Source organism: Gymnodinialimonas sp. 57CJ19, assembly GCF_038396845.1.
Lineage (GTDB): Bacteria > Pseudomonadota > Alphaproteobacteria > Rhodobacterales > Rhodobacteraceae > Gymnodinialimonas.
The window spans coordinates 1262232-1277163 of record NZ_CP151587.1 but is presented as its reverse complement, the minus strand read 5'-3'; the positions used below and the strand labels follow the sequence as shown (position 1 = coordinate 1277163).

The 14932-nt window shown below is 61.1% G+C and carries 16 protein-coding genes; 7 read left to right on the top strand and 9 right to left on the bottom strand.

What is annotated here, in order from left to right; all coding sequences use genetic code 11:
• Window positions 1-111 precede the first annotated feature (111 nt).
• Window positions 112-687 (top strand): ribosome maturation factor RimM, encoded by a 576-nt coding sequence (rimM, locus tag AADW23_RS06395; RefSeq protein ID WP_341863689.1) that lies wholly within the window; start codon window positions 112-114, stop codon window positions 685-687.
• Window positions 688-809: 122 nt separating this feature from the next.
• Here rimM and AADW23_RS06390 read toward each other — a convergent pair whose 3' ends face one another.
• Together AADW23_RS06390 and AADW23_RS06385 are read right to left on the bottom strand one after the other, a co-directional pair.
• The gene (locus tag AADW23_RS06390) at window positions 810-1571 is read right to left on the bottom strand and encodes an ABC transporter permease (RefSeq protein WP_341863688.1); all 762 of its coding nucleotides are present in this window, start codon (window positions 1569-1571) and stop codon (window positions 810-812) included.
• Window positions 1568-2503: an ABC transporter ATP-binding protein gene (locus AADW23_RS06385; protein WP_341863687.1), complete on the bottom strand. Its 936-nt coding sequence runs from the start codon at window positions 2501-2503 to the stop codon at window positions 1568-1570. Before AADW23_RS06385 ends, AADW23_RS06390 begins: the two co-directional genes overlap by 4 nt.
• Before the next feature lie 304 nt (window positions 2504-2807).
• Here AADW23_RS06385 and trmD point away from each other — a divergent pair, with 304 nt between their 5' ends.
• The 3 genes from trmD to AADW23_RS06370 all read left to right on the top strand — a co-directional run bounded on the left by trmD (window position 2808) and on the right by AADW23_RS06370 (window position 5207).
• The gene (gene trmD / locus AADW23_RS06380; protein ID WP_341863686.1) at window positions 2808-3614 is read left to right on the top strand and encodes a tRNA (guanosine(37)-N1)-methyltransferase TrmD; all 807 of its coding nucleotides are present in this window, start codon (window positions 2808-2810) and stop codon (window positions 3612-3614) included.
• Window positions 3615-3836: 222 nt separating this feature from the next.
• Window positions 3837-4853 carry a PAS domain-containing protein gene (locus AADW23_RS06375; RefSeq protein WP_341863685.1) on the top strand — a complete coding sequence of 339 codons (1017 nt, stop codon included), beginning with the start codon at window positions 3837-3839 and terminating at the stop codon, window positions 4851-4853.
• Window positions 4854-5054: 201 nt separating this feature from the next.
• Window positions 5055-5207 carry a hypothetical protein gene (locus AADW23_RS06370; RefSeq protein ID WP_341863684.1) on the top strand — a complete coding sequence of 51 codons (153 nt, stop codon included), beginning with the start codon at window positions 5055-5057 and terminating at the stop codon, window positions 5205-5207.
• Here AADW23_RS06370 and AADW23_RS06365 read toward each other — a convergent pair.
• Window positions 5204-5995 carry an abortive infection family protein gene (locus tag AADW23_RS06365; protein ID WP_341863683.1) on the bottom strand — a complete coding sequence of 264 codons (792 nt, stop codon included), beginning with the start codon at window positions 5993-5995 and terminating at the stop codon, window positions 5204-5206. The genes AADW23_RS06370 and AADW23_RS06365 overlap by 4 nt on opposite strands.
• Before the next feature lie 422 nt (window positions 5996-6417).
• On the opposite strand from AADW23_RS06365, the gene rplS reads away from it, so the two are divergent.
• Window positions 6418-6798: a 50S ribosomal protein L19 gene (gene rplS, locus AADW23_RS06360; protein ID WP_341863682.1), complete on the top strand. Its 381-nt coding sequence runs from the start codon at window positions 6418-6420 to the stop codon at window positions 6796-6798.
• Window positions 6799-6810: 12 nt separating this feature from the next.
• Window positions 6811-7032 (top strand): 50S ribosomal protein L31, encoded by a 222-nt coding sequence (gene rpmE / locus AADW23_RS06355; RefSeq protein WP_341863681.1) that lies wholly within the window; start codon window positions 6811-6813, stop codon window positions 7030-7032.
• Window positions 7033-7212: 180 nt separating this feature from the next.
• Here rpmE and AADW23_RS06350 read toward each other — a convergent pair whose 3' ends face one another.
• The gene (locus AADW23_RS06350) at window positions 7213-8484 is read right to left on the bottom strand and encodes a tetratricopeptide repeat protein (protein WP_341863680.1); all 1272 of its coding nucleotides are present in this window, start codon (window positions 8482-8484) and stop codon (window positions 7213-7215) included.
• 168 nt (window positions 8485-8652) lie between these two features.
• Here AADW23_RS06350 and AADW23_RS06345 point away from each other — a divergent pair, with 168 nt between their 5' ends.
• Entirely contained in the window at window positions 8653-9462 is an 810-nt protein-coding gene (locus AADW23_RS06345) for a division plane positioning ATPase MipZ (protein WP_341863679.1), read from the top strand.
• A 128-nt stretch (window positions 9463-9590) separates the two neighbouring features.
• Here AADW23_RS06345 and AADW23_RS06340 read toward each other — a convergent pair whose 3' ends face one another.
• The 5 genes from AADW23_RS06340 to AADW23_RS06320 all read right to left on the bottom strand — a co-directional run bounded on the left by AADW23_RS06340 (window position 9591) and on the right by AADW23_RS06320 (window position 14908).
• Entirely contained in the window at window positions 9591-10604 is a 1014-nt protein-coding gene (locus tag AADW23_RS06340; RefSeq protein WP_341863678.1) for a cytochrome d ubiquinol oxidase subunit II, read from the bottom strand.
• A complete protein-coding gene (locus tag AADW23_RS06335; RefSeq protein WP_341863677.1) occupies window positions 10594-12045 on the bottom strand; it encodes a cytochrome ubiquinol oxidase subunit I in 1452 nt (483 codons plus the stop codon). The genes AADW23_RS06340 and AADW23_RS06335 overlap by 11 nt, the downstream gene beginning before the upstream one ends.
• A gap of 3 nt (window positions 12046-12048) precedes the next feature.
• Window positions 12049-12603, bottom strand: a complete 555-nt coding sequence (locus AADW23_RS06330; RefSeq protein ID WP_341863676.1) for a GbsR/MarR family transcriptional regulator — start codon at window positions 12601-12603, stop codon at window positions 12049-12051.
• A gap of 123 nt (window positions 12604-12726) precedes the next feature.
• The gene (locus AADW23_RS06325; protein ID WP_341863675.1) at window positions 12727-13968 is read right to left on the bottom strand and encodes an Hsp70 family protein; all 1242 of its coding nucleotides are present in this window, start codon (window positions 13966-13968) and stop codon (window positions 12727-12729) included.
• A 91-nt stretch (window positions 13969-14059) separates the two neighbouring features.
• Entirely contained in the window at window positions 14060-14908 is an 849-nt protein-coding gene (locus AADW23_RS06320) for an MBL fold metallo-hydrolase (RefSeq protein ID WP_341863674.1), read from the bottom strand.
• Between the last annotated feature and the right edge of the window lie 24 nt (window positions 14909-14932).

The window sequence follows — 14932 nt, the reverse complement described above, 5'->3', positions numbered from 1 at the left end:
ACAGCATCGGCATGGGGCAGGACATCTGATCTTGCCCCATGTTCCCATCCCGGCGGTCCCCGGCCCAAACTCCGCACCGCCCCTTTCGCGCTCCAACCGCCCGAGGCCCCCATGCCCCCATCGCCCTCCAAACCCGACCACGTCTGCGTTGGCGCGATTTCCGGCTCTTTCGGGGTGCGCGGCGAAGTGCGCCTGAAAAGCTTCTGTGCCGAGCCTTCCGACATCGGCGCCTACGGCCCCCTCACAACCGAGGACGGCGCCACATCCTACACCATAAACCTGACGCGCCCGGTCAAATCCGGCTACGCCGCGATGCTCTCCGGTGTCGCCACCAAGGAAAACGCCGACGCGCTGCGCGGCACTCGCCTCTATGCGCCCCGCTCGGCCCTGCCTTCCCTGCCCGATGATGAGTTCTACCACGCCGACCTCGTCGGCCTCACCGCCCTGGATACCGGCGGTGAACCCATCGGCAAAGTGGCCTCTGTCGCCAACCACGGCGCGGGCGATATCCTGGAAATCACCGGGCCGGGTCTCGGCAACGGGCTTCTTATCCCCTTCACCCTCGCCGCCGTCCCCACCGTGGATCTCGCCTCTGGCCGGGTCATCATCGACATGCCCGACGGCCTGCTCGACAATGCTCCCGCCCCCAACACGCCCTCCGCGCCCTTGGGACAGGACTTCGACTAGACGCGCCCGGCTCCTTCATCTTGGAAAATACACCTCTGGGGGTGAGCGCATCCTCAAGGATGCGCAGAGGGGGCTAGCCCCCTTAGCGACACTGGCCCCAAACGCCCCGCCTCACCCGGGCCTCAGGCGCGGATGCGCCAGCCGGATTTGAATATCCATCCGATCACGGCAATGCAGGTTCCGGTGAAGCCCAAAATCGCCACCAAGGACCAGGCCAGCGCCACATCGGCCACGCCAAAGAAGCTCCACCGAAACCCCGAGATCAAATAGACCACCGGGTTGAACAGCGTCACGGTCTGCCAGCTCTCGGGCAGCATCGAGATCGAGTAGAACGCGCCGCCCAAGAACACCAAGGGCGTCACCGCCAAAAGCGGGATCAACTGCAACTGCTCAAAGTTCTGCGCCCAAATCCCGATGATAAAGCCGAACAGGCTGAACGACAGGCAGGTCAACACAAGGAACGTCAGCATCCACATCGGATGCAGAATTTGCAGGTTCACAAAGAAGAATGCTGTGGCCAGAATGATTAACCCGATCATGAAACTCTTGGTCGCGGCCGCCAAAACGTAGCCTGCGGTGATTTCCAGAAACGAGGCCGGTGCCGACAGCAATTCGTAGATCGTGCCAATAAACTTCGGGAAGTATATCCCGAAACTGGCGTTGGAAATCGACTGGGTCAGCACTGTCAGCATGATCAAGCCCGGCACGATGAACGCGCCGTAGCTGACGCCCTCCACTTGTTCGATCCGCGACCCGATCGCCGTGCCGAACACGATGAAATACAGCGACGTGGACAGGACCGGCGATACGATGGACTGGGCCAAGGTGCGGAACGTGCGGGCCATCTCGAAGACATAGATGGATTTTACGGCCTGAAGGTTCATGCCTCTTCCCCTTCTTTCACGAGACCCACGAAAATCTCTTCCAATGAACTCTGCTTGGTTTCCACGTCGGCCACGACCAGCCCTTCGCTCTGCAAGGCCGCCAACAGACGGACGATACCGGTGCGCTCTGCGCGGGTGTCGTAGCGGTAAACCAACCGGCCGCCGCCCTGCTCCAACACCAGATCGCGGTCCGCCAAAACGGCGGGGATGGCGTCAATCGGCTCGGCCAGATCAATGCGAAGCTCCTTCTGCCCCATGCGGGCCATCAGGTTGGCCTTCTCTTCCACCAGCAGGATTTTGCCGTTGTTGATCACCCCCACCCGGTCGGCCATCGCTTCGGCCTCTTCGATGTAGTGGGTGGTCAAAATGATCGTCACGCCGCTTTCCTGCAAGCTGCGCACGATGTCCCACATGTCGCGGCGCAGCTCTACGTCCACGCCCGCCGTAGGCTCATCCAGAAACAACAATCGAGGCTCGTGGGACAGTGCCTTGGCAATCAACACCCGCCGCTTCATCCCCCCCGACAGGGTGCGGATCGCGTCGTCCTTCTTATCCCACAACGACAGCTGCCGCAGGATCTTCTCCAGATAGGCATCATTGCGCGGCTTCCCGAACAGCCCGCGCGAGAAACGGACCGTGTTGATCACCTTCTCGAACGGCTCCAGGTTGATCTCCTGGGGCACCAACCCGATCAGGCTGCGGGCGGCACGGTAATCGGTTTGTGTATCATGCCCCCCGACCGAGACCTTCCCGCTGGTGGGCTGCACGATCCCGCAAATCGTAGAGATCAGGGTCGTCTTGCCCGCACCGTTGGGGCCAAGCAGGGCCAGAATCTCGCCCTCGGCAATCTCTAGCGATACGGCATCCAGCGCGGTGAAGCCGCCGGCGTATATCTTCGACAGCTGATCGACGACCAGAATAGGTTTACTCATGGGGGAGGCTCCTTCGCAGGGACGCAATGTACCGATCCGCCCCCCGAGCGACAAGGTGCATGTCTGCGGTGCTTCTGCGCGCTGACGCAGGGGGCCGGATGCGGGATTCCCGCCATGTCAGAGCCACCCGGCAGGCGTTAGACAGGGTGCATCACTTACCCCTTCAAAGGAATTTAATCATGTTCTTCGTTTATGCCGCCCTCGGCGCCGTTGTTTCCGTTATCACGCTGGTTGTAATGCGTGCCCGCCAAGACAAAGACGAGAAGTAATTGATCGCCCGCGCCCGCCCGCGTAGACGGGCGGGATGACACAGCCCCCTACCAAATCACACGGCCGCCTGACGCAATCCGCCAGCCTGAAACCCCGTGAGTTAATGACCGAACGCCCCCGCCTTGCAAAAGCCTGGTGCGCCAAGGTCATCACCTTGTTCCCCGAGACATTCCCCGGCGTGCTTGATGCCTCCCTGACAGGCAAGGCCTTGCAAAAGGGCCTTTGGGCGCTGGAAACCGTTGATCTACGCACCTTCGGGACCGGCAAGCACCGGCAAGTGGACGACACGCCAGCGGGTGGCGGCGCGGGGCTGGTTTTGAAGCCCGACGTGATGGGCCGTGCGCTGGATATCGCATCGCGCGGCACCCCTGCGGACCCGGCTGAATGGCCTGTCGTCTACATGACCCCGCGCGGCAAACCCTTCACCCAAGCCGATGCCGAGCGGTTCTCGAAGGCCAAAGGCATGACCATCGTCTGCGGCCGGTTCGAGGGGTTGGACCAACGGGTGATCGACGCCTACGCCATGGAAGAGATCTGCGTCGGCGACGCGGTCCTGACCGGCGGAGAAATCCCCGCGCAACTGGTTCTGGACGCCACCACGCGGCTGATCCCCGGCGTTTTGGGCAACGCAGAATCCACCCAGGAAGAAAGCTTCTCGGACGGGCTGCTGGAGCACCCACAATACACCAAACCCGCCGATTGGCGCGGGCATCAGGTGCCGCCCGTGCTGCTGTCGGGCGATCACGGCAAGGTCGCCGAATGGCGGAAGGAACAAGCCAAGGCGCTGACGCAAGAGCGGCGGCCGGATTTATGGGCGGCCCATGAGAAAGACGCAGGGTAGCATCAAAGGCCACGTTACACGCTTCGCGATCATGGGCGACGCAAACGCGCGTCGCCGGCCTCTGGAACCGATCACCATGCGGTCCCCTTTGCGGGGTGTGTGTTTCCTAAAATGGTATTAAGTTGCGGCGAGCTTACCGACGTGACACCCTTCTCAGCAACACAAATGGCATGCACGCAGGAGGCTCTTGAAAAAGAGCCTGGTTTTGCCAGAGGCACGTCAATGGATCTGGAGAACGTTTTGAAGGCAGGAAAAAACCGTGCGCATTGGGACCTGGCAACTGCCGGCGCGATGGCACATTCCGTGCGGCATGCGCAGATCCCACTGATCATTTCGGACCCGAACCGACCCGACAATCCCATTGTTTTCGCGAACCAGGCATTTCTGGATCTTGTCGGATACACCGAGGAAGAGATCGTCGGAAAGAATTGCAGGCTTTTGCAAGGGCGCGACACGACAGAAGAAAACGTGAAATTCGTGCGCGCCGCGCTTGATGAACGGAGAGTCGATACCGTTGAACTTGTGAACTACCGTAAAGACGGCACGGCTTTCATCAACGCGCTTCAAATTGGCCCGATCCTGGATGACGATGGCGAGCTAATTTTCTTTTTCGGCTCGCAATTAGATGTTACGGCCAAACGCAAAGCCGAAGCCGAGGCACGCAAGCTTGCCGATGAAGAGCTTATTCACAGGCTGCGAAATATCGTTAACGTGATGAGTTCCATCATTAGGATGTCAGCCCGCGAGCACGATGACGTAAATGATCTGGCGGAAGTTGTAGAAGCGCGTCTGAGGGCATTGAGCGACGCTCACTTCGAGACAATCAGAAAGCCAGAAGGCCAGACCCTTGCCTTTGACACGCTGTCTCAGCGAATCCTTTCTGCCTACGCCCCCCAAGGGGAGCAGCAGTTTCAACTCAGCGGCCCCAGCATAGCACTTTCCAATCACATACTATCGTGTGTTGCACTTTGCCTGCACGAGCTGGCCACAAATTCCGTGAAGCACGGGTCCTTCAGCGCGGACGGTGGTAACGTTCACGTCGATTGGAAAGTTCAAGCCAATGAAGACAGCAACCGATTGATGATGACATGGTCCGAAAGCGGCGGCCCCGCGGTCGCAAAGCCAGAGCGCAGCAGCGGCTCGAGAATTATCAAGAACCTGATCGCCACCGTAGACGGATCTTTCGAAATGGACTGGGCAGAGACCGGATTGGTCGTGCGCGCGGAGTTCCCCCTGTAATCGCCGACACAAGACCTGTCCGCAGACCGCGTGGGCAAGGAGCGGACGCGGGATTTCCGCGCCCCAGGTTCTGGACGCCACCACACGGCTTACCTCCTGCGTTCCGGGCAACGCAGCAGCCCCCCAAAAAGAGAGCGCTCCTCGGACGGGCTGCCAGAGCATCCACAACACATCAAGCCCGCCGATCGGCATGAGCATCAGATGCCGCCCGCGCTGCTTTCGGGCGACCCCGGCATGGTGGCCGAATGGCGGAAGGAACAGGCCGACAAGACAGAACAGTGGCCGGTTTGCGGGACGAAGCGGGATTTCGCTGCGGCTGCGCCAATTGCTGCGTCAGTATGGCGCCACGTCTAAGGAACGCTGATCCATTGCTCCTCAATTCTCGCCTGCCAAGTCTCGATCAGAAACAAGGCCATGGACCCAGCCAAGTTGACCGTCAAAGCGGCATGACGTGGCTTGAATGGAACGCGTGAGCGCCCACCAGCATGGGCATCGCCACTTTTGTTTCTCAGAGAACCAATAGTCTGAACGACGCTTTGGCAATTTCCCAGAATCGTTTTGAAAACTTCTTCTTGGTGCTGCGATGGTGCGAGTTTCAAGACCCTCGCAGCTTCTGAATAGAGCTTCGGCACGTTCCACTTGGACTCCCACTTTGCGCCGCTGTCCTCGATAATATGCTTGCAGACCTCCTCAAGTAACGCGCTTGCGGCGGTAATAGCTCCATCCGGGTCCGTCGTTCGTCTATCCAAAGCCTTGGCCCAAAAAGCTTGGACAGCGGGCGCATCATAGAAAGCAAGACCATTTGTAATTGCTGCGTCAGCCGCACCGCCACCTGCTTCCAGAAAGGTCAATACGGGTTTGAAAGCTTCGACAACGTGGCCTCGGCGCACGGCCCAAGAACCCGCACCACTCGCCACGCTTGATAGCGTTGACCGCAACGATGCGGCATCATTTGAGAAACGCACAAACTCCGGCAGAAGCCGCTTGCTTGCCGGGTCTTCCATTAGCTTTCTTCTGGCCAATTTGTACTCAGGCTCCGAACCACCCCCAGTCGTTAGGCCAATGATGTTGTTTTTCAGGAGCATCGCGCATTCAAAAAGATCATTAGGAATGTTTGGTTCGCCGAAATCGCCATTGGTCATTTTCTTTCCCCAAACCAAGTGTTTCCGAGTAGTGAATTACGGGGGTGTCAAACGTTTGACCTGTCTACACACCGGACACTTGAGCACAGCGTAGCATCCAGTTGGGTCTGGCTCAATTCGGACACTCATTTCAGCCTCTGCACATTGGCCGCGATGGTCCCAATCGCCCCTTGCCCCATACCTCTCCGCCGCTTATACGCAGCCTGTTCACGGTTGGAATCAGCCAGTGGACTGTGGTGCTATGGGACATCCGCGAAGTTTCGGCGCGGGCGAGGCCTTGGGACCACGTTGTAGAATGTAGATTGCACGACCCTCTGGCGGGCGCTCCCGAATGGGAATGAAGCGGACCCGGTCGAAGACCAGAGCTCTCGGGTGACGGAAAATCAAGCGGGAAAACCGCGTCAGATAAAGGAGCGTTTCAGATGAACCTGATCGCACAATTGGAAGCCGAGCAAGTTGCAGAACTTGCCAAGGACATTCCGGATTTCAAAGCGGGCGACACCATTCGCGTCGGCTTCCGGGTTACCGAGGGCACACGTACCCGTGTGCAGAACTACGAAGGCGTCTGCATCGCACGCAAGAACGGCCACGGCATTGCCGGCTCGTTCACCGTGCGCAAGATCTCCTTCGGTGAGGGCGTGGAGCGTGTGTTCCCCCTGCATTCGACAAACATCGACAGCATTACCGTCGTGCGCCGTGGCCGCGTGCGTCGTTCCAAGCTGTACTACCTCCGCTCGCGTCGCGGTAAGTCCGCGCGTATCGCCGAGGATACCCGTTACAAGCCGCTCAAAGCCAAAGCATAAGGAGATCACGAGATGAAAAAGGACCTGCATCCCGAGTACCACGTGATCAACGTGAAAATGACCAACGGCGACATCGTTCAGATGCGCTCGCACTGGGGCGCCGAAGGCGACACCCTGGCGCTGGACATTGACCCCACGGTTCACCCTGCCTGGACCGGCGGCGGCGCCCGTCTGCTGGACACCGGCGGCCGTGTATCGAAGTTCAAGAAAAAGTACGAAGGTCTGGGCTTCTAAGGAACCGACTTTTGTTACGCGTCAGGCGCCGCTCCTTCGGGGGCGGCGTTTTGCGTTTTGGGGTGGGTCTGTTGGAGGTAAGGGCATCGTTTGGGGAGAGTGAGGGATTGAGTTGTATGGGCCAAGGTGAATGAGAGGCAGGCGCGAAAGCCTTGGGCGCGGCGGCATGGGGGATAAGGATCAGGGGGCGACGGGCGCGGCGCGGGAGAACAGGGGGCGGCGGGTGGAGATCGCGCGATGGGCCTCGTCCTGGGCTCCGGTGCGCATCAGGCAGAGCAGCCAGGTAAGCTCCAGCAGGTCGCGCTGCGCCTTGGAGCCACCAAGGCGGGCATGGTCGGCCATGACGGGAGTGAGCTCCACAAGAGCGAGGGCATAGTGGCCCCGCGCGATGGCACCCCAAGCGCGGGCCACGGGTTGCACCAAGTCGGCGGCGTATCCACGGGAGGCCTCGGCCACTTTGGCCAAGGCGGCCCCGTCGCCCGCCATGGCATGGGCCAAGGCGGCGTGGATATCTGCAAAACTCTGAGAGGGGTTGGGGAAATGTTGCGTCGCATAGGCGCTGAGGGCGCGCCAGTCTTCCGCCGCGACCTCTGCCCCTGCCATTTCCGCCCGCCAGAGGAGGGCCGCCCCGTCGGTGAGGACATTTATCGGCAAAGCATGGCCCGCGCCCGGCGCAATCTCATCCCGGTAGTGGCGCCACATGGCATCCCAATCGCCATCTTGCAAAGCCCAAAGCGCCTGGTGCCAGGACAGGTGCCCGTGCAGCACCGATTGCGGCGCATAGTCGGCCATCCAGGCGTTTAAATAGGCACGTCCTTCGGCTGTCCGACCCTGCTCATACAGCGCATGGGCTTTGAAGTGAGAGCCATTGGCGTTGGCGCCGTAGCGTGCCAGTGAAGCCTCCATCATCTCGAGCCCCGCACCCGCCTGACCCACTTCTGTGAGCGACAGCGCATGCATGGAGCCCATCCACCAATCGTCGCCGTAATGCGGCAGCAGAGCTCCCGTATAGGCCAGCAGGGCCGCCTCACGTCCCGGTTGGCCGGAAAAACCGATCAGGCCAAAGATGTTGGTGCAGATCTGCGCGACCATGGCATCACAGGGATGTTCAAGGACATGGGCCTCCACCGCGGCGCGGGCCTCCACCGGCTTGGCAGAGAACAGCAGGTTGAACACCGCGATGTGAGAAAGCTCGCGCGCTCCAAGGCCGCCGGACAGCGCAACGGCCCGTTCCATCAACGGTTTGATCGCCCCCATGTCACCCGCATACATCGCCGCTCGGGCCGCGCCCACATGGGCCAGCGCGAAGCCTTCATCCGCTGCCACCGCCTTGGCAAAAGCCTCTTGCGCACCCGATGTGGCGGCCAGGACGTGGTCCACGCCGATGTCATAGGCCCGCGCAGCAGCCGCGCTGGCGGTACCAAGCGTGTTTCCATACCGGTCCGTTTCCATTGCCAGCCCCTTCCTTGCATTGCGGCAAAAGGGTCGCACGGGGCACATGATCCGTCCATCATTTATGGCTTTGCGCTTAACAAATCCCCCAAGGCAGGCGTATACACCCCGAAAGGGCCCGATACGCACGAGGCCGTAAAACCGTATAAAAACAAGGCAGGACAGGCCATGGCGCATATCATTGTTCTCGGGAACGAGAAGGGCGGATCCGGCAAATCGACGACCTCCATGCATATCGCAACAGCATTGGCGCGGCTGGGTCATGTGGTCGGAGGGCTTGATCTGGACCTACGCCAACGCAGCTTCCACCGCTATCTGGACAACCGCCGTGCCACGGCAGAACGGCGTGGCATGGACCTTGCCTGCCCCCTGATCCTCGACCTGCCCGACATCTCGGCCGATGACGTGCCCGAGGGTGTGAACATCTACGACCACCGCCTGTCCTCTGCCGTTGCCGAACACGAAGGCCGCTGCGACTTCATCGTGATCGACTGCCCCGGTAGCCACACGCGCCTGAGCCAAGTCGCCCACAGCCTGGCCGATACGCTGGTCACTCCCCTCAACGACAGCTTCGTGGACTTCGACCTTCTGGCCAAGGTCGACCCCGAAACCTTCGACCTCAAAGGCCCCTCCGTCTATTCCGAGATGGTCTGGCACGCGCGACAACTGCGGGCCAAGGCGGGCCTCCAACCCACCGATTGGGTCGTCGTCCGCAACCGCCTTCCCGCCCAACAGATGCACAACAAGGCGAAGATGGGCCGCGCTCTGGAGGAACTCTCCAAACGCATCGGCTTTCGCGTGGCCCCCGGCTTTTCCGAACGGGTGATCTTCCGGGAACTCTTCCCCACCGGCATGACCCTCCTCGACCTGCGCGATATGGGCGTCGAGCGGATGAACATCTCCAACGTCGCCGCCCGCCAAGAACTGCGTGACCTGATGACAGCCCTCAACCTTCCGGGCGTCACCGTCAACTTCTGACGCTCCTTCATCTTGGCAAATACACCTCTGGGGGTGGGCGCATCCCACAGGATGCGCCAAGGGGGCTAGCCCCCTCCCCTTTCAAAATACAACGCGGCGCAGCCGCACATTTTGACTGCGCCACAGCCTTAGTCGTAGCGCAGGGCCGTCGCTTTGCCGCGGAAGATAACGTAGGCCAATACCGAATAGCCCGCGATCACAGGCACCACGAAGCACGCCCCCACCAGAATGATCAGCAGGCTCTCCGGCGCCGCTGCGGCCTCGTAGATCGTCAACCTTTCCGGCACCACGTAGGGGTAGAACGAATACGCCAACCCCACGTAGGCCAGCGCGAACAGCCCCGTGGCCACCGCGAAGGGTTGCCACGACCGCGCGTCGCCCTCGAACGGCATCACCCGGACCATCCGCCATAGCCACAGCACCAATAGCCCCGAGATCACCGGGATCGGGGCCAGCCAAAGGGCCTCGGGGAACTGTAACCAACGCTCCCAGATCCGGGCCGACACCAGAGGCGTCGCCAAGGACACTGCGCCGATGCCCAGAACCACGCCCCACAGGCTCTGCCGTGCCCATTTCACGGCCTTCCCCTGCAAGTCCGCTTCGGTCTTGAGGATCAACCAGCATGCCCCGATGAAGCTATAGCCGACCGTCAGGAATACAGCCGTCAGCGCCGCGAAGGCATAAGTCGCCCATGTCTGCTGCAACCCCATCACATAAAGGCCCAACATGAACCCCTGGCTCAACGCCGTCAGGGTTGAACCCACCAGGAACAGCCGGTTCCACAGGCTCTTGTGCCGCGCGTGGGCCTTGGCTCGGAACTCGAACGCCACGCCGCGCAGGATCAGGCCGATCAGCATGACAAACACCGGCAGATACAGCGCCGAAAGGATCATCCCATGGGCGGTCGGAAAGGCTACCAGCAAAAGGCCCACGGCCAGGACCAACCATGTCTCGTTCGCGTCCCAGAACGGCCCGATAGAGCCGATCATCCGGTCCTTCTCGGCATCCTCGGCAAAGGGGAACAAGATCCCCACCCCCAGATCGAACCCGTCCAAGACCACATAGACAAGGATCGAGAACCCCATGAGAGAGGCAAAAGCCCAGGGCAACCAGTCGGCGGGGTTTGCGAAATCAGGCAACATGGATGTGCTCCTCTCCGGTCAGAGCTTCAACCTGCGCCTTGCCGGAATGGCTCATGTCATTGGCGCGGCCATCCTCGCCCCGTGCTGCTTTCCGCGCGAGGTACGCGATCACCGAAATGTAGGCCATGAGCAGCAAGCCATAGACCACAAGGTAGCCCACCAGCGTGCTTGCCACCATCGGCGCGGGCACGTCGGCCACGGCCATATCCGTGGTCATGATCCCCTGCACCAACCACGGCTGGCGGCCGATCTCGGTCGTATACCAGCCCGCAAGGGTGGCCACCCACCCGCTGAAGGCCATCGGGGCCAGGACCCAGAAGAAGGGCTTGGGCAGGCCTTCCACGGCCAGCCAATGGCCCGCCTCTGCGTCCACATGCATCCGGCGGCGTTTCCACATCAAAAACATCGTGGCCCATGACACCAACAGCATTGCCAGCCCGGTGCCCACCATGACCCGGAAGCTCCAGAACACCGGGAAGACGGGGGGATGCATCGGCGTGCCATCTTCGGCCACAAAGTCGTTCAGGCCCTGCAAGACTCCATCGGCATGGTGGGTCAGGATGATGGAGGCCACATTTGGGACCGCCACCTCGAAATGGTTGGTCCGCGCCGCCTCATCAGGAATGGCAAACAGAAGCAACGGTTGATGCGGCCCGGTTTCCCAGATCCCTTCCATTGCGGCGATCTTCTGGGGCTGATGCTCCAGCGTGTTCAACCCATGGGTATCGCCCACGAAGATCTGCACCGGGATCAGCAGCGCGCCGATGCAGACGCCAACTTTCAGCGCCGTGCGCACATCGCGGGACCGATCCCCCAACAGCCACCGGAACGCCGAGACCCCGGCGACCAGAAACGCCACCGTCAGGCCCGAGGCCAGCAGCATGTGGAAGAACCGATACGGCATGGACGGGTTGAAGATAATCGCCCACCAGTCGGTGGCATGGGCCACGCCGTCGATCATCTCGTACCCTTGCGGCGTGTGCATCCACGAATTCAGCACGATAATCCAGAACGCCGAAACCGTTGTCCCGAACGCCACAAGGAAGGTCGCCAATATGTGCAGCCACCCGGGCACGCGGGAAAAGCCAAACAGCATGATGCCCACGAAAGCGGCCTCAAGGAAAAAGGCCGTCAGGATCTCGTAAGCCAGAAGCGGGCCTGCGATGTTGCCCACGGTCTCCATGAACCCCGGCCAGTTGGTGCCGAATTGGAACGACATGGTGATGCCACTGACCACGCCCATAGCGAACGACAGGGCAAAGACCTTCACCCAGAACCGATAGATGTTCATCCACTTCTGATCCCCGGTCTGCGCAAAACGCACCCGGAAGAACAACAGCACCCACCCAAGAGCGATGGTGATCGTGGGAAACAGGATGTGGAACGAGATGTTGGCCGCAAACTGAATGCGGCTGAAGATCAAAGTGTCTAACGCTTCCATCGTCTACACCTTCCGTTTTGTGAATGTGGGGAACACGCCCCCGGCCTTGTCGATCACGCCCGCGATTTTGCTGCCAAGGGTCATCATCTTGACCAAACGCTCTGTCTCCAGCTTCTCCATATCGTCGTAGAAGCCAGTCATCAGCTCGATCATTTCGCGCAACTCGCCGATGCGGGCCTCGGCATAGTCATCGCCTGCGGGGCCGGCCATTTCCAACTCTCGCAGCTTGGTCAGCGTCGGGTCAATCTCTCGCTTCTTGCGTTCGGCGATGAGGATACGGGTGATTTCCCACAGGTCTTCGGGCGTGGTGAAATAGTCTCGGCGATCGTCGGGGATGTGGCGCAGGCGTACGAGGCCCCATGCCTGAAGCTCTTTCAACCCCATCGAGGTGTTGGAGCGGCTGACCCCCAGCCCTTCGGTGATCTGCTCGGCGTTCAGCGGGTCCGAGGACAGGAACAACAGCGCATAAATCTGCCCCACGGTGCGGTTGATCCCCCACCGGCTGCCCATCTCGCCGAAATGCAGAACAAACTCCTGCTGTAGATTTGTAAGGTTCATAGGCCATCCTGTTCGCGCATATCCGGCATTTCCGAGGTAATACCGTCATTTCAGTAATTTCTGAAATTAAGATAAAGCGGATATCCGAAAAGGCAAAGCCCCTGCGACAATGAGGGGCAACCCCTAGGCGGTGGCCAGCGCCAGACCGTCCACAACGGCGGTAAATGCGTTGGACCGCAGGACTTCCGCCTGCGGGCAGATGGCCTGTGCCTCATCGGCGATGAACCCCATCAGGCTGGAGCCACCCACAAGGATGATCCGGCCCACATCGATGCCGCTGATGCCTGCTTGGGTCAAGGTCTCGGCCATGGCGGCACGTAGCTCGGTCCTTGTCGGGGCCAGATCGCGGTTCAGATCGTCGACGGCCAAAGCGATCTTCAGGCCCCGTTGCAGCGCCCCCATATCAATTGCCGCGCTGCCCTCGCCATTGTTCGCGGCGATCTTGCCGCGCTCGACCGCGAAGGCCAGCTCATGGCCCAATTCCAGTTCCAACACCTCGGCAAAGCGTTCCATCGCCGGGCGGTCAACCGCGTGGCGCACCATGTCGGCAACCATGCGGCGGGTGTCTTGGGTATAGAGGAACGGGATTTTCGCCCAGGTGGACAGCTCCACATAAGGCGCTCGGGGCACCGGCAGAAGACCCGCGCCCATGGTGCGGCGCAACTGCCCGCCAAGGCCCAGAACCGGCATCGCATGGGCCATGGAGACCGCATGGTCAAAATCCGTCCCGCCAAGGCGGATACCGTGGCTGGCAAGGATATCCGGCCCGCTCGCACCGTTGCGAAACACCGAGAAATCCGAGGTGCCGCCGCCGATGTCCACGATCAGGCCCAAGCCATCCGCGGCCCCCATCGCCTGACACGAAATCGCAGCGGCTTCGGGTTCGGCCAGAAAATCCACATGGGTGAAGCCCGCGGCGGTGTAGCAGCCGCGCAGGTCCTTCTCGGCCTGCGTGTCCCTTTCCGGGTGGTCGCTGTGGAACCGCACGGGCCGGCCCGACAGGGCACGGGTGATCGAACGGCCTGTCTGCGTCTCGGCCTTGGTGCGCAGAACCGTGAGGAAGGCGGTAATCACGTCCGTCACCGCCCGCCTGCGCCCGCTGATTAGCCGCGTCTCGTGGACCAAGGGCACGCCAAGGATGCTTTTGAGCGCCCGCATATAGCGGCCCTCTTCGCCCTCGATCAGCGATTGCGCGGCTTGGCTGCCGATCTGCATCTCGCCACCATCGGCGGGAAAGAAGACGGCGGTGGGCAGGGTCGCTTCGCCCGGCTCCACATCAATCCGCACGATCGCGCCATCGTGCAACAGCGCCGCGGCAGAGTTCGAGGTGCCGAAGTCAACGGCAAGGGTATCTGGATGGGTCACGGCGGGCCTTCAACGCGAGGGGGGAGACAAGGCCGCGCTGGCTATCCGAGTTTCGCCAAGCGCACAACCCGGCAGGGCCGTGCGACAATGCCTAATCCGGCACCCATTCAAAGGCGTCACCCTTAGCCCGAATGCGCCCAAGCGATGGCATCAGAAAATGCGTCCCCAACACCCGTGCGCCGCTGTCGGTGACCGTTTCCAACAGGTGCCTGCGCGATGCCACGGCCTGTTCAGCATCGGCGTCATAGACGAAATGCCAATCGGGGTAGCAACACTGCGGCGTGGTATGGATTGCATCGCCGGTTATCACTGCCTCTGCCCCCTGAGAGTGGATACGCACGCTGACATGACCGGGCGTATGGCCCGGCGTGGGGATGAGGGTGATCGCGTCACCGATACCATGATCCGGGCCGACTTCCTCGGCCTGTCCGGCTTCCACTACGGGGTGAATGCTCTCATCATACATCGGGTGCGGGTTCTCGTGCAGCATCTTGAGGTCGGCGGCGGGAAAGAGGTAACGCGCCTTGGGGAAGGTGGGCACCCAACGGCCATCTTCCAACCGCGTGTTCCAGCCGATGTGGTCAATATGCAGGTGGGTGCAAAAGACGTAATCCACATCCGCAGGGCTTACCCCCGCCGCCGTCAAAGCCGCCATAAAGCGGCCATCATCGCGCTGGTTCCAATCCGCCACACTGGGCACGGATTTGTGGTTGCCAACACAGGCATCCACCAGCACCACATGATCGCGGGTTTTCAGAAGGAAGCCTTGCACGGGCAGGATCACACAGCCCGTTGCAGGCTCGATCACGCCGGGGGCCTCGGCCTCCATCAGCTGCGCCACATCGGGGCCTGCATTGGGGAAAAGGCGTGTTGCTTCCCGGAAAGGGCCATTCATCTCAAGAATGCGCCAGACCTCTACCTCACCGATTTTACACAACATTTCTGCGCCCTTTCCCGCTGCTCG

Bases quoted from the DNA above. Each gene is read 5' to 3' on its own strand.
- rimM (WP_341863689.1), top strand. From the start codon at position 112: ATGCCCCCATCGCCCTCCAAACCCGACCACGTCTGCGTTGGCGCGATT.
- AADW23_RS06390 (WP_341863688.1), bottom strand. From the start codon at position 1,571: ATGAACCTTCAGGCCGTAAAATCCATCTATGTCTTCGAGATGGCCCGC.
- AADW23_RS06385 (WP_341863687.1), bottom strand. From the start codon at position 2,503: ATGAGTAAACCTATTCTGGTCGTCGATCAGCTGTCGAAGATATACGCC.
- trmD (WP_341863686.1), top strand. From the start codon at position 2,808: ATGACACAGCCCCCTACCAAATCACACGGCCGCCTGACGCAATCCGCC.
- AADW23_RS06375 (WP_341863685.1), top strand. From the start codon at position 3,837: ATGGATCTGGAGAACGTTTTGAAGGCAGGAAAAAACCGTGCGCATTGG.
- AADW23_RS06370 (WP_341863684.1), top strand. From the start codon at position 5,055: ATGCCGCCCGCGCTGCTTTCGGGCGACCCCGGCATGGTGGCCGAATGG.
- AADW23_RS06365 (WP_341863683.1), bottom strand. From the start codon at position 5,995: ATGACCAATGGCGATTTCGGCGAACCAAACATTCCTAATGATCTTTTT.
- rplS (WP_341863682.1), top strand. From the start codon at position 6,418: ATGAACCTGATCGCACAATTGGAAGCCGAGCAAGTTGCAGAACTTGCC.
- rpmE (WP_341863681.1), top strand. From the start codon at position 6,811: ATGAAAAAGGACCTGCATCCCGAGTACCACGTGATCAACGTGAAAATG.
- AADW23_RS06350 (WP_341863680.1), bottom strand. From the start codon at position 8,484: ATGGAAACGGACCGGTATGGAAACACGCTTGGTACCGCCAGCGCGGCT.
- AADW23_RS06345 (WP_341863679.1), top strand. From the start codon at position 8,653: ATGGCGCATATCATTGTTCTCGGGAACGAGAAGGGCGGATCCGGCAAA.
- AADW23_RS06340 (WP_341863678.1), bottom strand. From the start codon at position 10,604: ATGTTGCCTGATTTCGCAAACCCCGCCGACTGGTTGCCCTGGGCTTTT.
- AADW23_RS06335 (WP_341863677.1), bottom strand. From the start codon at position 12,045: ATGGAAGCGTTAGACACTTTGATCTTCAGCCGCATTCAGTTTGCGGCC.
- AADW23_RS06330 (WP_341863676.1), bottom strand. From the start codon at position 12,603: ATGAACCTTACAAATCTACAGCAGGAGTTTGTTCTGCATTTCGGCGAG.
- AADW23_RS06320 (WP_341863674.1), bottom strand. From the start codon at position 14,908: ATGTTGTGTAAAATCGGTGAGGTAGAGGTCTGGCGCATTCTTGAGATG.